Source organism: Microbacterium esteraromaticum (genome assembly GCF_900163815.1).
Taxonomy (GTDB): Bacteria; Actinomycetota; Actinomycetes; order Actinomycetales; family Microbacteriaceae; genus Microbacterium; species Microbacterium esteraromaticum_B.
Genome location: NZ_FUKO01000012.1, coordinates 191,883 through 206,970, shown reverse-complemented (window position 1 = coordinate 206,970; position 15,088 = coordinate 191,883). Strand labels below are relative to the sequence as shown.

Annotated in this window: 15 protein-coding genes and 1 tRNA gene; 7 read left to right on the top strand and 9 right to left on the bottom strand. The window is 67.0% G+C overall.

Translation table 11 applies throughout. The annotated features are described in order from the left end of the window. The first annotated feature begins 2 nt into the window (after positions 1 to 2). Together FM104_RS04325 and FM104_RS04320 are read left to right on the top strand one after the other, a co-directional pair. The gene (locus FM104_RS04325) at positions 3 to 644 is read left to right on the top strand and encodes an FMN-binding negative transcriptional regulator (RefSeq protein ID WP_179206665.1); all 642 of its coding nucleotides are present in this window, start codon (positions 3 to 5) and stop codon (positions 642 to 644) included. Next, positions 641 to 2,128: an amidohydrolase gene (locus FM104_RS04320; protein WP_087130220.1), complete on the top strand. Its 1,488-nt coding sequence runs from the start codon at positions 641 to 643 to the stop codon at positions 2,126 to 2,128. Before FM104_RS04325 ends, FM104_RS04320 begins: the two co-directional genes overlap by 4 nt. A gap of 57 nt (positions 2,129 to 2,185) precedes the next feature. Here FM104_RS04320 and FM104_RS04315 read toward each other — a convergent pair whose 3' ends face one another. Further along, positions 2,186 to 2,671, bottom strand: coding sequence for a Dps family protein (locus tag FM104_RS04315; protein WP_087130219.1), 486 nt, complete (start codon positions 2,669 to 2,671; stop codon positions 2,186 to 2,188). Between the two features lie 140 nt (positions 2,672 to 2,811). Here FM104_RS04315 and FM104_RS04310 point away from each other — a divergent pair, with 140 nt between their 5' ends. Both FM104_RS04310 and FM104_RS04305 read left to right on the top strand, forming a co-directional pair. Continuing rightward, positions 2,812 to 3,348: a gamma carbonic anhydrase family protein gene (locus FM104_RS04310; RefSeq protein WP_087130218.1), complete on the top strand. Its 537-nt coding sequence runs from the start codon at positions 2,812 to 2,814 to the stop codon at positions 3,346 to 3,348. A 30-nt stretch (positions 3,349 to 3,378) separates the two neighbouring features. Beyond that, a tRNA-Ile gene (locus FM104_RS04305) sits at positions 3,379 to 3,455 on the top strand. Positions 3,456 to 3,481: 26 nt separating this feature from the next. Here FM104_RS04305 and FM104_RS04300 read toward each other — a convergent pair. Beyond that, positions 3,482 to 3,865, bottom strand: a complete 384-nt coding sequence (locus FM104_RS04300) for an enolase C-terminal domain-like protein (protein ID WP_087130217.1) — start codon at positions 3,863 to 3,865, stop codon at positions 3,482 to 3,484. A 322-nt stretch (positions 3,866 to 4,187) separates the two neighbouring features. Between FM104_RS04300 and FM104_RS04295 the strand changes: the two genes are divergently transcribed. Beyond that, on the top strand, positions 4,188 to 5,171 hold the full coding sequence (locus FM104_RS04295) for a YihY/virulence factor BrkB family protein (RefSeq protein ID WP_087130216.1): 984 nt from the start codon (positions 4,188 to 4,190) through the stop codon (positions 5,169 to 5,171). A 14-nt stretch (positions 5,172 to 5,185) separates the two neighbouring features. On the opposite strand, the gene FM104_RS04290 is transcribed toward FM104_RS04295, so the two are convergent. Beyond that, positions 5,186 to 6,433, bottom strand: coding sequence for an alpha/beta fold hydrolase (locus tag FM104_RS04290; RefSeq protein WP_087130215.1), 1,248 nt, complete (start codon positions 6,431 to 6,433; stop codon positions 5,186 to 5,188). Next, positions 6,433 to 8,430 carry a DUF262 domain-containing protein gene (locus FM104_RS04285; RefSeq protein ID WP_087130214.1) on the bottom strand — a complete coding sequence of 666 codons (1,998 nt, stop codon included), beginning with the start codon at positions 8,428 to 8,430 and terminating at the stop codon, positions 6,433 to 6,435. The genes FM104_RS04290 and FM104_RS04285 overlap by 1 nt, the downstream gene beginning before the upstream one ends. A 173-nt stretch (positions 8,431 to 8,603) precedes the next feature. Between FM104_RS04285 and FM104_RS04280 the strand changes: the two genes are divergently transcribed. Together FM104_RS04280 and FM104_RS04275 are read left to right on the top strand one after the other, a co-directional pair. After that, entirely contained in the window at positions 8,604 to 9,377 is a 774-nt protein-coding gene (locus FM104_RS04280; RefSeq protein ID WP_087130272.1) for a hypothetical protein, read from the top strand. Between the two features lie 153 nt (positions 9,378 to 9,530). Beyond that, positions 9,531 to 10,034: a DUF3145 domain-containing protein gene (locus FM104_RS04275; protein ID WP_087130213.1), complete on the top strand. Its 504-nt coding sequence runs from the start codon at positions 9,531 to 9,533 to the stop codon at positions 10,032 to 10,034. Between the two features lie 184 nt (positions 10,035 to 10,218). On the opposite strand, the gene FM104_RS04270 is transcribed toward FM104_RS04275, so the two are convergent. From FM104_RS04270 to FM104_RS04250, 5 genes are all read right to left on the bottom strand, one after another. Further along, positions 10,219 to 11,454, bottom strand: a complete 1,236-nt coding sequence (locus tag FM104_RS04270) for a beta-ketoacyl-[acyl-carrier-protein] synthase family protein (protein ID WP_087130212.1) — start codon at positions 11,452 to 11,454, stop codon at positions 10,219 to 10,221. 85 nt (positions 11,455 to 11,539) lie between these two features. Next, the gene (locus tag FM104_RS04265) at positions 11,540 to 11,788 is read right to left on the bottom strand and encodes an acyl carrier protein (protein ID WP_087130211.1); all 249 of its coding nucleotides are present in this window, start codon (positions 11,786 to 11,788) and stop codon (positions 11,540 to 11,542) included. A gap of 65 nt (positions 11,789 to 11,853) precedes the next feature. Next, positions 11,854 to 12,852 (bottom strand): beta-ketoacyl-ACP synthase III, encoded by a 999-nt coding sequence (locus FM104_RS04260; protein WP_087130210.1) that lies wholly within the window; start codon positions 12,850 to 12,852, stop codon positions 11,854 to 11,856. After that, on the bottom strand, positions 12,849 to 13,769 hold the full coding sequence (locus FM104_RS04255; protein ID WP_087130209.1) for an ACP S-malonyltransferase: 921 nt from the start codon (positions 13,767 to 13,769) through the stop codon (positions 12,849 to 12,851). The genes FM104_RS04260 and FM104_RS04255 overlap by 4 nt, the downstream gene beginning before the upstream one ends. Positions 13,770 to 13,870: 101 nt before the next feature. Continuing rightward, positions 13,871 to 15,085 (bottom strand): PucR family transcriptional regulator, encoded by a 1,215-nt coding sequence (locus tag FM104_RS04250; protein WP_087130208.1) that lies wholly within the window; start codon positions 15,083 to 15,085, stop codon positions 13,871 to 13,873. Positions 15,086 to 15,088: the final 3 nt, after the last annotated feature.

The window sequence follows — 15,088 nt, the reverse complement described above, 5'->3', positions numbered from 1 at the left end:
GGGTGCGCCAGAACCCCAGTTTCGCCATGACCGACCTCACCGAGTTGCGGCGGGTGATCGAACAGCATCCGTGGGCGACGCTGGTCAGCAATGCTGAAGACGGACTCGTGTCCTCCCAGTACATCGTGCTGCTGGATGAGGAGCGCGATGACCTCACCGTCGTCGGACACGTCGGGCGTCCGGATGACCTCATCCACGGTCTCGGCGAACGTGAGCTGCTGATCGTGATGCAGGGACCGCACGGATACATCTCGCCCGGCTGGTACGGCGACGTCGCTGCGGTGCCGACCTGGAACTACGTGGCCGTGCACCTCTCGGGCGTTCCGGAGATCCTGTCCGCGGAGGAGAACCTGCGGGTCCTCGAGCGGATGGTCGATGTCTTCGAAGGACGGATGCCGAACCCGCGCGGCATGTGGACGCTGCCCAACGACGAGACGTTCGTGAGGCGCCTTGCCGCCGGTACGACAGGCTTCCGCCTGACGCCGACGAAGGTGGTCGCCAAGCGGAAACTGAGCCAGAACAAGCCGATAGCGACGGTGGAGAACATCCTGGAACAGCTGGAGGGCACCGGTCCGTACGCGAACGCCGAGTTGGCGGCAGAGATGCGCCGGGCGCACGAAGTGCGCAAGGAACGACTGCCGTGACGTCACGCGGAGCACAGATCGCTCTGATCCGGGCGGTGCGCCCGCTCGGCGCCATCAGCGTGCCATTCGGCGGTGAGCCCGTCGACCTGGTCGTCGCCGACGGCCGCATCGCCGACGTCGCCCCGACCGGTGTGCTGCGTCCGGCTGGCCAAGTGCTCGAAGGCGACGGATGCCGTGTGGTGCCCGGTCTGTGGGATCACCACGTGCACACGGTGCAGTGGGCGCTGAACACCGAGCGGACGGCGCTGGATGCCGCGGAGAGCGCGTCGGAGGCCGCGCGCATCATGGGGGCGGCCGAGCCACTGGCCGATGGTCGCCGCATAGGCGCCGGCATGCGCGATGCGTTCTGGCCGGACCTGCCGTCGCTGCGCGTGCTGGATGCCGCAACGGGCGAGTGCCCGACTTACCTGATCAACGCCGACGTGCACAGCGTGTGGCTGAATTCCGCTGCGTTCCGTCGTGAAGGCTTCGCGCCCACGGCCGATGGGATGCTGCGTGAAGAAGAGGCATTCGAGATCTCCCGTCGGCTCAACACCTCCGATGATGCTTCTGCGGATAGGGCGGTGATCCGGGCTGCGGCGCGCGCTGCCGCCCGTGGTATCACCGGTCTGGTGGACTTCGACATGGCCTGGAATGCGAGCGCCTGGCAGCGCCGGGTCGCATCCGGCTTCGACGCGCACCGTGTCGAGTTCGCTTTCTACGCGGCGAATTTCGCCCGGGCGATCGAGGCCGGGCTCCGCACGGGGGAGGAGCTTCCCGGAACCGGGGGCCTTGCGCATGTCGGCCCGCTGAAGCTCATCACCGACGGCTCGCTCGGCACCCGCACCGCCGCCTGCACACACGCGTACGACGATGATTCGTCGAATGTCGGAGTGCTGAACATCCAACCCGACGAGCTGCGCGAGCTGCTGACTGTGGCCACGGGGTCTGGCATCGAAGTGGCCGTGCACGCGATCGGCGACCTCGCTGTGGCATCCGCTCTCGACGCCTTCACCTACACCCAGGCGCGCGGCACGATCGAGCACGCGCAACTCGTGCGGCATGCCGACATCGCCCGATTCGCCCATCTCGGCGTGATCGCCAGCGTGCAGCCGGGGCATGCGCTCGATGATCGCGACCTGGCGGCCAACCTGTGGCGCGGCCAGCAGGCCATCGGCTATCCGCTCGCATCGCTGTTCGCCGCAGGTGTGCCGGTGCGATTCGGCTCCGATGCGCCGGTGGCTCCACTGGACCCATGGATGACTGTGGCTGCCGCCGTGCACCGCACGGAGGACGCGCGCGAGGCATGGCATCCGGAGGAGCGGGTGACGGTCGAGACGGCGCTGCGCGCGAGCAGCCATCACGGTGACGCCGAAATCGAGATCGGCGGGGTCGCCGATCTCGTGCTCTGCGGCACGGATCCGCTCAGCGCTGACGCTGAGCAGCTGCGTCAGATGTCGGTCGGCGCCACGCTGCTGGGTGGGCGGATCACGTACCGGGCATGACGAAGGCTCAGGGGCCGGAGCCCCTGAGCCTGTCGAAGCGTGGTTGCTGAGCGCAGGTCAGGCAGCGATGTGCGAGACGAGGAACCAGCGGTCCTTCTCGAGGCCGCGCTGAATCTCGATGACCACGTCCTGGCTGGTCAGGTCTACCTCGTCGAGGCCCTCAACTGCGGCCTTGATGTCGACCAGCGCGGCATCGATATCGGCGACGACCGCTCGAACGAGGTCATCGGAGGCGGTGAAGCCCGCCGGTACCTGAGTAGGGGCGGCCTTGGCGGCGACAGTGCTGACGCGGGCGTCGATCGGAAGGCCAAGGGCGACGATGCGCTCCGCGGCGGTGTCGGCGTAATCCAGGGCGTGAGCAACCACCGTGTCGAGGAACTCATGCACCCCGATGAAGTTCGCGCCGCGCACGTGCCAATGGGCCTGCTTGCCGTTGACCACGAGCGCCTGCATGCTGTGCACGATCGGCGAGAGGAACTGGGCCGCTGCCGCAGCGACGGTGGGATCGATGGCGGTGGTGGAAACGGTCTGTGCCTTGGTCATGATTAACCTCCGGATGAGTTCTTCTGGCCTTACTGACCTCAACGCTACTCAGCCTGAAGCATTCCGCAAGCAAGCACAGGCAACGCTTACCATCCGGTTTCGCCGCGGAAAATCAACGTTCTGAGGGTAGTCTCACCTATATGAGCATCGCCGCTGCAGCATCCGTCATCACGCTTCCGGTCGGAACCCCCGACATCCCCGCCGACGCCTTCGTGGCGGACGGCGCGCGCATCATCGGGGACGTCGTTCTGGGGGAGCGTTCCAGCGTCTGGTACAACGCGGTGCTCCGCGCCGATTCAGCGGCGATCAGGCTGGGCGCCGGCAGCAATGTGCAGGACAACGTGTCGGTCCACGTCGACAGCGGCCATCCCGCCATCATCGGTGAGAGCGTCTCGATCGGCCACAACGCCGTCGTGCACGGCTGCACCATCGGCGACGGTTCGCTGATCGGGATGGGCGCGGTCGTGCTCAGCGGCGCGATCATCGGCCGTGGTTGCCTCGTGGCGGGCGGTGCCGTGGTGCTCGGCGGCACCGAGGTGCCGGACGGATCGCTGGTCGCTGGCGTTCCGGCGAAGGTGCGTCGTGCGCTCACGGAGGAGGAGCGGGCCGGACTGATCGAGAACGCCGAGATCTATCTCGCCCACACGCGCACGCACGCGGCGGCGATCGCGCAGTAGCTCGATCATGCACCGCTAGGCTATTCGTACGGGGCGGTGGCCAAGCTGGTCAAGGCAGTGGGCTCATAACCCAACGATCGCGGGTTCAAGTCCCGCCCGCCCCACCATCTTCTTCTTGAGTGCTGCGCCGATCTCAGCTCGTGGACCGCGTGCAGTACTCGTTGCCGCGGCCACTCAGACTCAAGCCGTGCCCTGCGCGCGACGGATCCGGCAGGAGACACCCGTCGACCAGCTCAGGGACACCGTCGAAGAGCAGCGATTCGATCAAGACGTGATCGTGGAAGTACTCCACGTGCACCGAGGGCTCGACCGCCGACGCGAGCGTGGCGTGCAGCGCGGGCGCGCAGTGCGCACTCAGCGGCACGCCCCATGCGGTGCACTGCTCAGCGGCATTGACAAAGCCGGTGACGCCCCCGCAGCGGGTTGCGTCGGCCTGCAGCGTGTCGACGGCCCCGGCCGCGAGCAGAAGATGGAAGTCGGCGGGGGTGTAGCCGTATTCGCCAGCGGCGATCTGCATGCCGCAGCACCCGCTGCTGTGAGCGCCGAGACCATCCGTTCGAATCGCCCGTGTTCGATGTTGTGAACCAGACGGTCGATGCCGTAGATGGCCTCAGCGGCGGGACGCGGGACGACCGCTCGTCGTGGCGAGTGTCGCGACTGATCGCGCTGCCGTCGGACGGGTGTGCGTCCGGCTGAAAGTGGGCGTGCGCTCAGAAAACGGTTCGAGCTGGACATGTCGCCAGTGTGCGCGCTCGGCGGGCAGCGGCCAAAGGGGTTGCGCGATTGACCCGACGTGGCCAGACGCCCCAATCATCCGGGCGATGCGACATCCTTGACTAATGACGACTCACACCGGACAGCGGCGCAAGGCGGGGACACTGATCATCCGCCGAGTCGCGCGGGGCTACTTCCGCACCTATGCGCTCGATGCGGCAGCGGGCATGACCTTTTACACGCTCCTGGCGATGTTCCCGGCGGTGATCGCCGCGTTTTCGGTGATCGGGCTCTTCGGCAAGAAAAGCGACGCAGCGAATGCTGTTCTCGACGTGCTGAAGGGAGTGGTCGACCCGGATGTGGTGGAAGTCTTGCGCGGTCCTCTCGAGCAACTCGGGTCGGCCGGTGGAACAGGCTGGGTTCTCGTGAGCGCGCTCCTGGTGGCCCTGTGGTCGGTGGCGCGCTATGTGACGGCGCTGTCGCGAGCGATGAATCGCATCTACGGCGTTCCCGAGGGACGGATGTTCTGGAAAGTGAAGCCAGTACATCTCTTGGTCACGCTTGCGGTATTCGTGCTCGTCACGCTTGCGGGAGCGCTGGCGGCGGTCAGCTGGCCGCTCGCCCAGTCGCTCGGAGATGCGATCGGCGCGAGCGATGTCACGCTGACGGTGTGGCGGATCGTGCGCTGGCCGGCTGTGGTGATCGTCGTCGGCGTGGTCGTGGCGATCCTGTACTACTTAGCGCCCAACGTCGAGCATCCGAAATTCCGCATCATCAGCGTCGGAGCGGCCATCGCCATCGCGGTGTTTGCGGTGGCGTCTGTGGGCTTCGGGTTCTACGTCAGCCACTTCGCCGACTACGACCGCCTCTACGGGTCTTTCGCCGGCGTCATCGTCTTCCTGCTCTGGCTGTGGATCGGCAACAACGCGCTGCTGATCGGCGCGCTGTTCGACGCTGAACTCGAGCGCGTCAGAGAACTGCGCGCGGGGGAGCCTGCCGAACGCCAGCTGCAGGTTCCGCTGCGCGGCGCCGAGCGTCTCGCGAAGACCGCGGAGAACGACAAGACCGATGAGGACAGGGCGCGAAAGCTGCGGGGCTCCGGTCGCTGAGCTCGTTGTGACGCTCAGCGCGCGGCACGACCGGCGGCGAGGTCGAACAGCCGCGACAGCACAGGGCCAGAGCGCAGGCCGTTGTGCTCATGCTCGCTGGTGACCCAGGTACGCACGCCTGGCAGCAGCTGGGCGGTCTCCATCGAGTACTCGAACGGCACATACACATCATTGAGATAGACGGCAGCTGCGCCCGTCGCACCGGATGCGGCGATCGCGGCCGCGTCGTAGATCTTCGGCCACTCGTGCTCGGCGAGCGCCAGGGCCACATCACGCCAGGGCTGGAACGCCGGCACGGTCTCGGTCCACTCGCGACGGATGTGCTCGCCGGTGAACAGGGTCGGATCGGCGGCGAACTCCGCCGGCTCCATCCGCTGGGCGGACCAGCGGGTGGCGTGACCCGAGGCATAGCTGGACTCGTGGAAGACGAAGTAGAGCGGGTTGCGACCGCCGAACGGCATCGCCGCCTGGAGGTCGTACCGGAATGCATTCGTCTCGGGTTCGTGCTCGAGCAGCGCCCACAGGGTCTGCCAGCCGTCGTTCGTGCCCAGCATCGAGCCCGCTGAGCGCAGGCGAGAGACGGAGAGCACCTCGCCGCTGGGCAGCGCGATGCGACCGGCGGCTGCCAGGTCGGTGAGCCGCCGCATCCGGTCGCGGTGCTCGGGAAAACGCCAGTAGTAGCGCTCGGAGGCGTCGCGCATCTTGTCATAGCAGAGCCGGTACACCTCGTCGGGGTGGCGGTCGATGGTGCTCAGCCCGCCGGTGATGAACACCTGCTCGAGTGAATCCGCATCCGTCGACAGGTAGGCGAGGGTTGTGAACCCACCGAACGACTGGCCGAGCAGGCTCCAGCGGTCGACGCCGAGGTGCGCGCGCAGTGCTTCCGCGTCACGCACGATCGAGTCCGCGCGCAGGTGAGTGAGGTGCTCGGCGACAGCTTCCGCGCCACGGGAGAGGATGCCATCGCCCACCGGCGTCGACCGACCGGTGCCGCGCTGATCCAGCATTACGACGCGATGGTGCTCGAGCGCAGCATCCAGCCACGACGGCGACGTCGGAGTGTGGAACGCGCGAGGCGCCTCGGAACCCGGGCCGCCCTGCAGGAACACCAGGTAGGGCAGATGCTCGCCCCCGGGGCGCGCCACGATCGAGGCGAAGATCTCGATGGTGCGCTGATCGGCGGCATCCGACCAGACGAGAGGCACCGTGAGACGGTGCTCGGTGATCGACAGATCTTGAGTACGGCGGTGCACAGCGTTCATCACATCACGTTCCCGATATAGGAGTACTTCACGAACACCTCGGCGGCGATGCCGGACTCCTCCAGCACGCCCTGCAGGGCATTCATCATGTAGTTCGAATCCCACCCCATGTAGAGGAAGTTCGCGTCATCCAGAGCATCCCAGTGCCCGTTCCACGCCATCTCGTCGTAGACCGGGCCCCCGCGGCGGGCGCTGTAGGCGATCGCCGCGGCGCGATCGTCTGTCCACGCTCGGCGGAAGATGCGATTGAAGAGCGCCTTGACGTCCTTGATCTCCCAGTGCTCGCCGCGGTACTCGACGTAGTCGAACTCGCGATCCCAGCCCGCCGGCCAGCCGCGGCGACGCACCGCGTCGAGGATCGGGGTGAGGCCGTCGTCATCGATCTCGGGCAGCGCGGGGCGAGCCCAGATCCGGACGAACTCACGACTCAGCTGCGCCGTTCGCGCACTGATGGCCGAGGTGCCCCAGGCCGGCGATTCCGTCAGCTCTCGCGTGGCGGCCACGGCGCTGCGCGCGTACGCCTCATCGCGCTTGACGGGGAAAGCCGCGCCGAAGACGCGCTCGGCCAGCGGCTGCTCCAGCAGCGTGAGGTTGCCGAGCGTCGGCGCGAGCGCGCGATGGCTGTTCTGCTCGTCATCGCTGTACTCGCTCCACATCCGCGCGCCGTCGCCCGACCAGCTATCGGCGGGGACAGCCGGCACGATGCTCTCGATGTCGAAGGCGCCGGGGTCGTCGACGCCTTCGATGCGCCCGAGCACGTACGCGGGGTGGGGGAGCTCACCGTACTTCAGCACGGCACTCACCCGCTCGTCGGACGGCGTGATGCGCGCGATCGCGCGAAGAAGCGGGTCCCGCCCCTTCTGATAGGCGCGGCACAGGCGTGCGATGAGCCTGTCGGTGGGCAGTCCCACGACCGCGCGCCGCAGGAACATCGCCTGCACGCATTCCAGCACCTCGATGAGCGCGTCGCGGGTGATCGTGCCGCGACGGTGATCGCCGTAGGCGCTCATCACCAGCGGGTACGTCGCCCGGCCGAAGGTGCTCACGAACTGCAGCTGATGACGGATGCCGGCGTCCTCTTCGCCGTGCGGATCGAGCAGGGTGCCGTAGATCTGTGCGTACTCGCGCCACACGCCCGCATCCTCGCGCAGGCGGCGCACATCGATCCGGGGGAACGAGTGGCGAAACGCCGCGTACACGCCGTGCTCGCCGGAGGCATCGATCTCGCGACCCGTCTTCATCGTCAGGTAGTGCCGCCAGAAGGCGCCGATGGTCTCACCGGTGTGCTGCTCGATGGGCAGCCAGAACTCTTCTTCGATGCGCAGCTGCTCGGCGTGCGAGAGCCCCATCAGGATGTAGTTGTGGATCAGCTCGTGGTCACGCAGCGGCTGACCGGTCGAGTTGAGGCTCTCGAAGATCTGCTGAGCACTTGCATTCGCGCCGAGCGTGATCGACACATGCTCGAGCTTCTGCAGGCCGCGCCAGATCGTGGCCGCCTCGTCGGCATGAACCTGGCTGCGGAAGAACGCGTAGTTGTCATCGAAGCGCGATTCACGGTCGGCATCGCCCCGGCGATCGAGCACGACCGACTCGTAGAGCCCGGCCCAGGCATCATGCGGACGGAGTTTGGTGCGCGTCGGGTCGTCCGCCCGCACCAGCACGCGCTGAAGAGCGGATGCCATGGCCGGGTCGCTCTCGCGGACGGCATGGTGCAGAGCGGCGATCAGCAGCATCACGGTGGTCACACGCTGCTGACCGTCGATGAGAATCAGGTCGCCGTCCTGGCTGTCCTGCGCAGACAGGATGGATCCGATGAAGTGGCGGTGGCCGTCGTCCTCCGCGGCGACTGCGCGAACATCCGACAGCAGCTTCTCGCACGCGCCGATGTCCCAGCGGTACTGACGCTGATAGACGGGAACGACGATGTTCGTCGCCGGGGACGAGAGCCAATCGATCGTTCCGGTTGCGGTCGCTTCGACATTTGTGGCCGTTGCCATGACTGCGTGATTCCTCCGTTTGGCGGAAAGAAGTGTGCCGCCGGATCGAGTCTATCGCTGGCGTATTTTGTCCGGCTCGAGCCCTGGGGAGTGTCCAGCATGCGGATGTAGGCTTGCCTAAGTAGGGCCTGTTAAAACGTGCTGGCCCATTACGAAAGGACATGACTCAGATCATGGGATACATCAAGTCCGCAGCCCTCGAAGACAAGGGCTTCGTCGTTCTCGACAGCTACAACCAGGCGCTCGACCCCAAGGAGTGGCTGGATATCGAGTACAACGACTGGAAGTCTTCGGGCGACACCCGCTTCGCCCCTCTGGCCAGCGCCAAGGGCGAGATCGAGTGCAACGGCTTCTGGAACCACAAGCCGCCGCGCACAGACAAGGACGGCGTCTGGATCGATTCGCAGGTGGCGAAGGCTCCGAACCTGGCGCGCCGCGCCCAGGAGCCTGGAGCCAACGTCGGTCGTTGCCGGGTGATCGAGCTGCAGCCCACTCCGTACGGCGAATGCCTCTACAACCTCCACCAGGACGACAACAACCGTCTGAACCCGGACGGCACCGGCTGGGTCGTGCGCGGGTTCTTCAACCTCACCGATGACAAGGACAGTTTCTTCGTGCTGCGCGAGAACCGCACGGACCCCCAGGGAGAGGTGCGCATCGCTCTTCCGGCCGGCGCGCAGCTGATCATCGACACCCAGCGCCTGTGGCACGCCACCACGCACAACGGCACCGAGCCGCGCTACAACCTCATCACCTCGTGGACGTCGGGTCCCGAGCTCGACGCCTACATCGAGAAGTACAACGGCACCGATCAGCACACGCAGTTCGAGGTCGCACAGGACGTTCTCGAGCACGGCTACGCCGAGCAGGCGCGGAAGGATGCTGCGCGCGCGGCGTACTACGCGGCCAAGGGACAGCAGGCGAAGCTCGCCATGAGCGAGGCCTGACCCGCACCGCCCTCTGGGCTTGACCGAGATCCGGACGAATCACACGCTTGTGATTCGTCCGGATCTGGGTGATAATCACCGTATAACCGCATAGTTCGCCGCATCTTCGGATCAGGTCGTAGGGGAAGACGTACCTGATGAAACGGAGAGATCATGGCGACGGGATACGCACGCGGAGTGGTGTTCATCCACTCCGCACCACGCGCGCTCTGCCCGCACCTCGAATGGGCGGTAGGACGCGCTATCGGTCGTGCCGTCAACTTCGACTGGTCCGATCAGCCTGTGCAGCAGGGCACGCGTCGCGCGGAGTTCTACTGGGACGGCCCGGTCGGCACCGGAGCGGCGTTGGCGACAGCGATCCGCGGCTGGGAGCACCTCCGTTTCGAAGTGTCTGAAGATCCCACCGCCGGCAACGACGGTGGCCGCTGGCTGCACACGCCCGATCTCGGCATCCATTTTGCCCAGACCGACGTATCTGGCAACATCGTCATCGGCGAGGATCGCATCCGCTATGCGATGGAGATCTCCGCAGGCAGCGCCGTGGAGCTGCAGCGCGAGTTGGACGTCGCTCTCGGCTCGGCCTGGGATGAAGAACTCGAGCCATTCCGTCACGCGGGCGATGACGCCCGCGTCGTGTGGCTGCACAAGGTGGGCTGACCGGACGACCAGTTCGCAGCGCAAAAGACCCGGGGTGGCGGGAGGCGCGAGTATCGGAAGCCGGTGAGGAAGACCCGGACGCTGAGAAAACGAATCCCCACCCCGAACGACGAAGGCCTCGCCCTGGTGACAGAGTCGAGGCCTTCGTCATGCACGCGAGCAGCGCGTGGCCGGCGAGTCGCGCTCAGGCGCTGCGGAACGCCACGACAGCGTTATGGCCGCCGAATCCGAAGGAGTTGCTGATCGCGAGCAGGTCGCCATCGCCGAGCGGCTGAGCATCTCCGGAGAGCTTGAACGGCACCGCCGGGTCTGGTTCGGTCATGTTGATGGTCGGCGGAGCGATCCGGTCCCGAAGTGCGAGGATCGTGTACACGGCTTCCAGCGCACCGGTGCCACCGAGAAGATGCCCGGTGGACGCCTTGGTCGCTGACACCGGGATGGCGTCGATGCGGTCGCCGAACACGCGCTTGAGCGCGACGTACTCGTTCGGGTCGCCGACAGGCGTCGAGGTGGCGTGCGCATTGATGTGCGAGACATCGTCTGCCGTGGCGCCCGCCTGCGCGAGCGCCTGCTCGACGGCGCGCGCTGCGCCGAGGCCCTCGGGGTCGTTGCCGGTGATGTGATGCGAGTCGGCGGTGACACCGCCACCCACCAGGTAGGCGTAGATCTTGGCGCCTCGGGCCTGCGCGTGCTCCTCCGTCTCCAGAACCAGGGCCGCACCGCCTTCGCCCATGACGAAGCCGTCGCGGTCGATCGCACCGGGGCGAGATGCTGTTGCGGGGTCGTCATTGCGGCGGGAGAGTGCCTGCGCAGACGAGAAGGATGCCATCGTGATCGGGTGGATCGCAGACTCAGCGCCACCGGCGATGACGACATCTGCAAGGCCGTCCTGCAGATGCTCGTAGGCGTTCACGATGGATTCGGTGCTCGACGCGCAGGCGCTGACGACCGTGCGCGCGAAGGCTTTGGCGTTGAACTGGAGTGAGAGGTTGCCCGCGCCGGCATTGGGCATGAGCATCGGGACCGTCAGCGGCATGACCCGACGAGGGCCCTTCTCACGCAGAGTGTCCCAGGCATCGAGCAGCGTCCAGACGCCGCCGATGCCGGTGGCCCAGTCGATGCCCAGCCGCTCCGGAGCGACGTCGGGGGAACCGGCGTCTTCCCAGGCCTCACGGGCGGCGATGAGCGCGAACTGTGTGGAGGGGTCGAGGCGTTTCGCCTCGTGGCGAGGCAGAACCTCCTCGGGGCGCACCGTGGCTTCCGCGGCGAAGTGCACGGGGATCTGATACTTCTCGATCCACTCGTGTGGAAGCGTCCGCGTTCCGGACATTCCGGCGAGCAGGTTCGTCCAGTTCTCCGGGGCAGTGCCGCCGAGTGCGGACGTGGCGCCGATGCCGGTGACGACGATGCGCTTGGTCATGAGGGGTGGTCCTTCGTGAAGGGGAGACGATCAGGGAAGGAGGATGCCACGCCCCGCAGTCTGCGGGGGTGGCATCCGCGGGGGCTTACTCCTGGCCGGCGACGATGAAGTTGACGGCGTCCGCGACGGTCTTCAGGTTCTTGACCTCGTCGTCGGGGATCGTGACGCCGAACTTCTCCTCGGCGTTGACGACGATCGTCATCATCGAGATGGAGTCGATGTCGAGGTCATCGGTGAACGACTTCTCCATCGCGACCTCGGATGCGTCGATGCCGGTCTCGTCGGTGACCAGTTCAGCAAGGCCAGCGAGGACCTCGTCGTTGGTGAGAGCCATGGTGTTTCCTCTTTCTCGGGGTGTTTACGGAACCGGTGAACAGTCTAGGGAAAATGCGGCCCGGATCAGGGCAGCACGACCACCTGCGCGCCGAAGACGAGTCCGGCGCCGAAGCCGATCTGCAGCGCCAGACCACCGCTGAGTTCGGGATGCTCTTCGAGCAGACGGTGCGTGGCGAGCGGAATGGAGGCCGCGGACGTGTTGCCCGTCGTCTCGATGTCGCGGGCGATGACGGTGGTCTCCGGCAGCTTCAGCTGCTTGGCGAACTGCTCGACGATCCGCAGGTTCGCCTGGTGCGGGATGAATGCGGCAAGATCCGATGCCTCGATGCCGGCCTCGTCGAGCGCCTGCCGAGCGACCTTCGCCATCTCCCAGACGGCCCAGCGGTACACGCTCGGGCCTTCCTGGCGCAGCGTCGGCCACGGGACGAGACCGTCGCGGAAATCGGTGAGCGTGTTGTTCATGCCGACCAGGTCTGCCTTCGACCCGTCGGAGCCCCACACGGTGGGCGAGATGCCCGGGGTCTCGCTGGGACCGATGACCACCGCGCCAGCACCATCACCCAGCAGGAAGGAGATGCTGCGGTCAGCGGGATCCACGACATCGGAGAGCTTCTCGGCTCCGATGACGACGGCGTAGTGGGCGCCTCCGGTGCGGATCAGCGCGTCGGCCTGCGCGATCGCGTAGGCGTACCCCGCGCAGGCGGCGTTCATGTCGTACGCGGCAGCGGGGTTCGCACCGATTCGGTCGGCGACGATCGCGGCGACCGACGGCGTCTGCTTCGGATTGCTGATCGTGGCGACGATGACGAGGTCGATGTCTGCCGGGTCGACGCCTGAGCGCTCGACGGCTTCTGCGGCGGCATCTGCCGACAGATCGATCGCATTCGTGCCCGGCAGCGCGCGCATGCGCGTGATGATGCCCGTGCGCTGGCGGATCCACTCGTCGCTGGAGTCGATCGGCCCCACCAGATCGTCATTGGGGACCGCGTTCTCGCCGCGGGCGGCGCCGACGGAGTAGATGCGGGTGAAGGCGGGTCCGGTCGACTGCTTGAGCGTGATCATGCGGCTGCTCCGTTCAGCAGCGCGGCGGCCGCATCGAGATCTTCGGGGGACTTGACGGCCACGTTCGGGATGCCGTCCAGCCCGCGCTTGGCGAGTCCGACGAGCGCACCGGCAGGCGCGACTTCGATGAAACCGGTGATGCCCGCGGCGGTGAATGCGTCCATGCAGAGATCCCAGCGGACGGGAGAGGACACCTGGCTGACGATCCGGTCGAGCGCGTCCTGGCCGTCCGTGACGACTGCCCCATCGCGGTTCGACCAGAGGGTGATGCTCGGGTCGGCCGCCGCGACGCCATCGACAGCGGTGCGCAGCGTGCCCACCGCGGATGCCATGTACGAGGTGTGGAAGGCGCCGGCAACCTGCAGGGGCATCACTCGAACTCCTCGCGGCGCGCGCTCGGCGAGCTGCGTCAGCCCGTCAAGAGCGCCTGCGGCGACGATCTGTCCGGCGACGTTGTAGTTCGCCGGTGTCAGGTCGAGTTCGGCCAGCAGCGCCAGCACCTCATCGGCGTCACCGCGGAGCACCGCGCTCATGCCGGTAGGCGTCTGGTTTGCGGCATCCGCCATGGCGCGGCCGCGGATGCCGACCAGGCGCATCGCGTCGACGGCAGTCAGCACGCCGGCTTCGGCCAGTGCGGCGAGTTCCCCGACCGAATGTCCGGCCACGCCGTCGGCGCAACGATCCGCCCGAGCGGTGAGCGCCTGCGCGGCAATGAGGGATGCGGCGACGATCAGCGGCTGCGCGATGCGCGTATCGCGGATCGTGTCGGCATCCGACGTGGTGCCATGCGCGACGAGATCGACCTGCGCGGCGTCGGAGTATGCGGCGAGCTGTTCGGGAACACCCTCCAGCTCGAGCCACGGGGCGAGGAAGCCGGGGGTCTGGGAGCCCTGTCCAGGGCAGGCGACGACAATCACCTCCCCAGTCTGCCAACGATTCCCGTCAACTGGTGGATGATCCATCACAAGAATCGCGATTCTGCTTGTGCGTGGCGTACAGACTTCGCCCGGGGAAGGCGTCAGCGACGGCGAGCGGTCGGGCGCCGACGCGCGGCTTCGGTCGAACCGATCGACCCCAGAATGAGGGCAGTCTGCAGAATGAGCGCTTCGCGAGGGCCAGTGGCGTCCCAGCCGATGACTTCACTGACGCGCTTGAGGCGATAACGGACCGTGTTGGGGTGCACGAAGAGCTCACGCGCCGTCGCCTCCAGCGATCGGCCGTTGTCGAGGTAGCTCCACAGTGTCGTCACCAGGTCGGGAGAATGCGCCTGCAGCGGACGGAAGATCCGCTCGATCAGCGTCTGCTTGGCGAGCACATCACCGGCGAGTGCGCGCTCAGGCAGAAGATCATCGGCTTCGACAGGACGAGGTGCACTGCGCCACGCGCGAGCCACCGCGAACCCCGCGAGGGCTGCGCGAGCGCTCTGTCCGGCATCCACGAGTGCGGCGACCGGTGGGCCGATGACGACGTAGCCCGGTCCGAAGGACGGCTCCAGGCGTTCGGCGATCTCGCCGAACGACAGTTCGTCTTCCTCTGCCTCCTTGCCGGCGATGCGCGCCCGACCGACGACGAGCACCAGGCGGGAGCCCTGCACGCCGATCAGCACATCCACCGACAGGCGCCGCGCTGTGCGCCGCACCAGATCCACGTCGAACTGCGGGGGAGTCGTACCGACCACGACGCTGACCTCGCCGTGGCCGTGCCAGCCGAGCGCGGCGATTCGACTGGGGAGCTCCTCGTCGGCCTCTCCGGTGAGGATGGAGTCGACCACGAGTGCTTCGAGCCTGGCATCCCACAGCCCTCGGGCCTCGGCAGCCCGCGCGTACACATCCGCGGATGCGAACGCGACATCGCGGGAATACAGCAGGATCGCTTCGCGGAGGTCAGTGTCGCGCCCGGCGACGCGTTCCTCGGTGACTTCGACCGTCACCCGGATCAGCTGCAGGGTCTGCTGCAGACTGACGCTGCGCAGCAGCTCGCGGGGCGCGGCGGCGAAGATATCCGCCGCGATCCACGGCGTCGATGTCGGATCCTCGTACCACTGGATGAACGAGGTGATGCCCGCCTGCGCCACCAGCCCGACGGCAGAGCGTCGAGCCGGTGGCATATCGGCGTACCACGGCAGGGTGTCTTCCAGCCGCTTGATCGTCACCGTGGCGATATCACCGGAGATCCGGCGCAGCCAGGTGAGAGTCGCGGCCTTGTCGGTGGCCTGCGGGGAGGATCCGGTCACAGG

Coding starts and splice junctions, on each gene's coding strand:
- FM104_RS04315 (WP_087130219.1), bottom strand. CDS start 2,671: ATGACCAAGGCACAGACCGTTTCCACCACCGCCATCGATCCCACCGTC.
- FM104_RS04310 (WP_087130218.1), top strand. CDS start 2,812: ATGAGCATCGCCGCTGCAGCATCCGTCATCACGCTTCCGGTCGGAACC.
- FM104_RS04280 (WP_087130272.1), top strand. CDS start 8,604: ATGGGATACATCAAGTCCGCAGCCCTCGAAGACAAGGGCTTCGTCGTT.
- FM104_RS04275 (WP_087130213.1), top strand. CDS start 9,531: ATGGCGACGGGATACGCACGCGGAGTGGTGTTCATCCACTCCGCACCA.
- FM104_RS04270 (WP_087130212.1), bottom strand. CDS start 11,454: ATGACCAAGCGCATCGTCGTCACCGGCATCGGCGCCACGTCCGCACTC.
- FM104_RS04260 (WP_087130210.1), bottom strand. CDS start 12,852: ATGATCACGCTCAAGCAGTCGACCGGACCCGCCTTCACCCGCATCTAC.
- FM104_RS04265 (WP_087130211.1), bottom strand. CDS start 11,788: ATGGCTCTCACCAACGACGAGGTCCTCGCTGGCCTTGCTGAACTGGTC.
- FM104_RS04290 (WP_087130215.1), bottom strand. CDS start 6,433: ATGAACGCTGTGCACCGCCGTACTCAAGATCTGTCGATCACCGAGCAC.
- FM104_RS04285 (WP_087130214.1), bottom strand. CDS start 8,430: ATGGCAACGGCCACAAATGTCGAAGCGACCGCAACCGGAACGATCGAT.
- FM104_RS04300 (WP_087130217.1), bottom strand. CDS start 3,865: ATGCAGATCGCCGCTGGCGAATACGGCTACACCCCCGCCGACTTCCAT.
- FM104_RS04295 (WP_087130216.1), top strand. CDS start 4,188: ATGACGACTCACACCGGACAGCGGCGCAAGGCGGGGACACTGATCATC.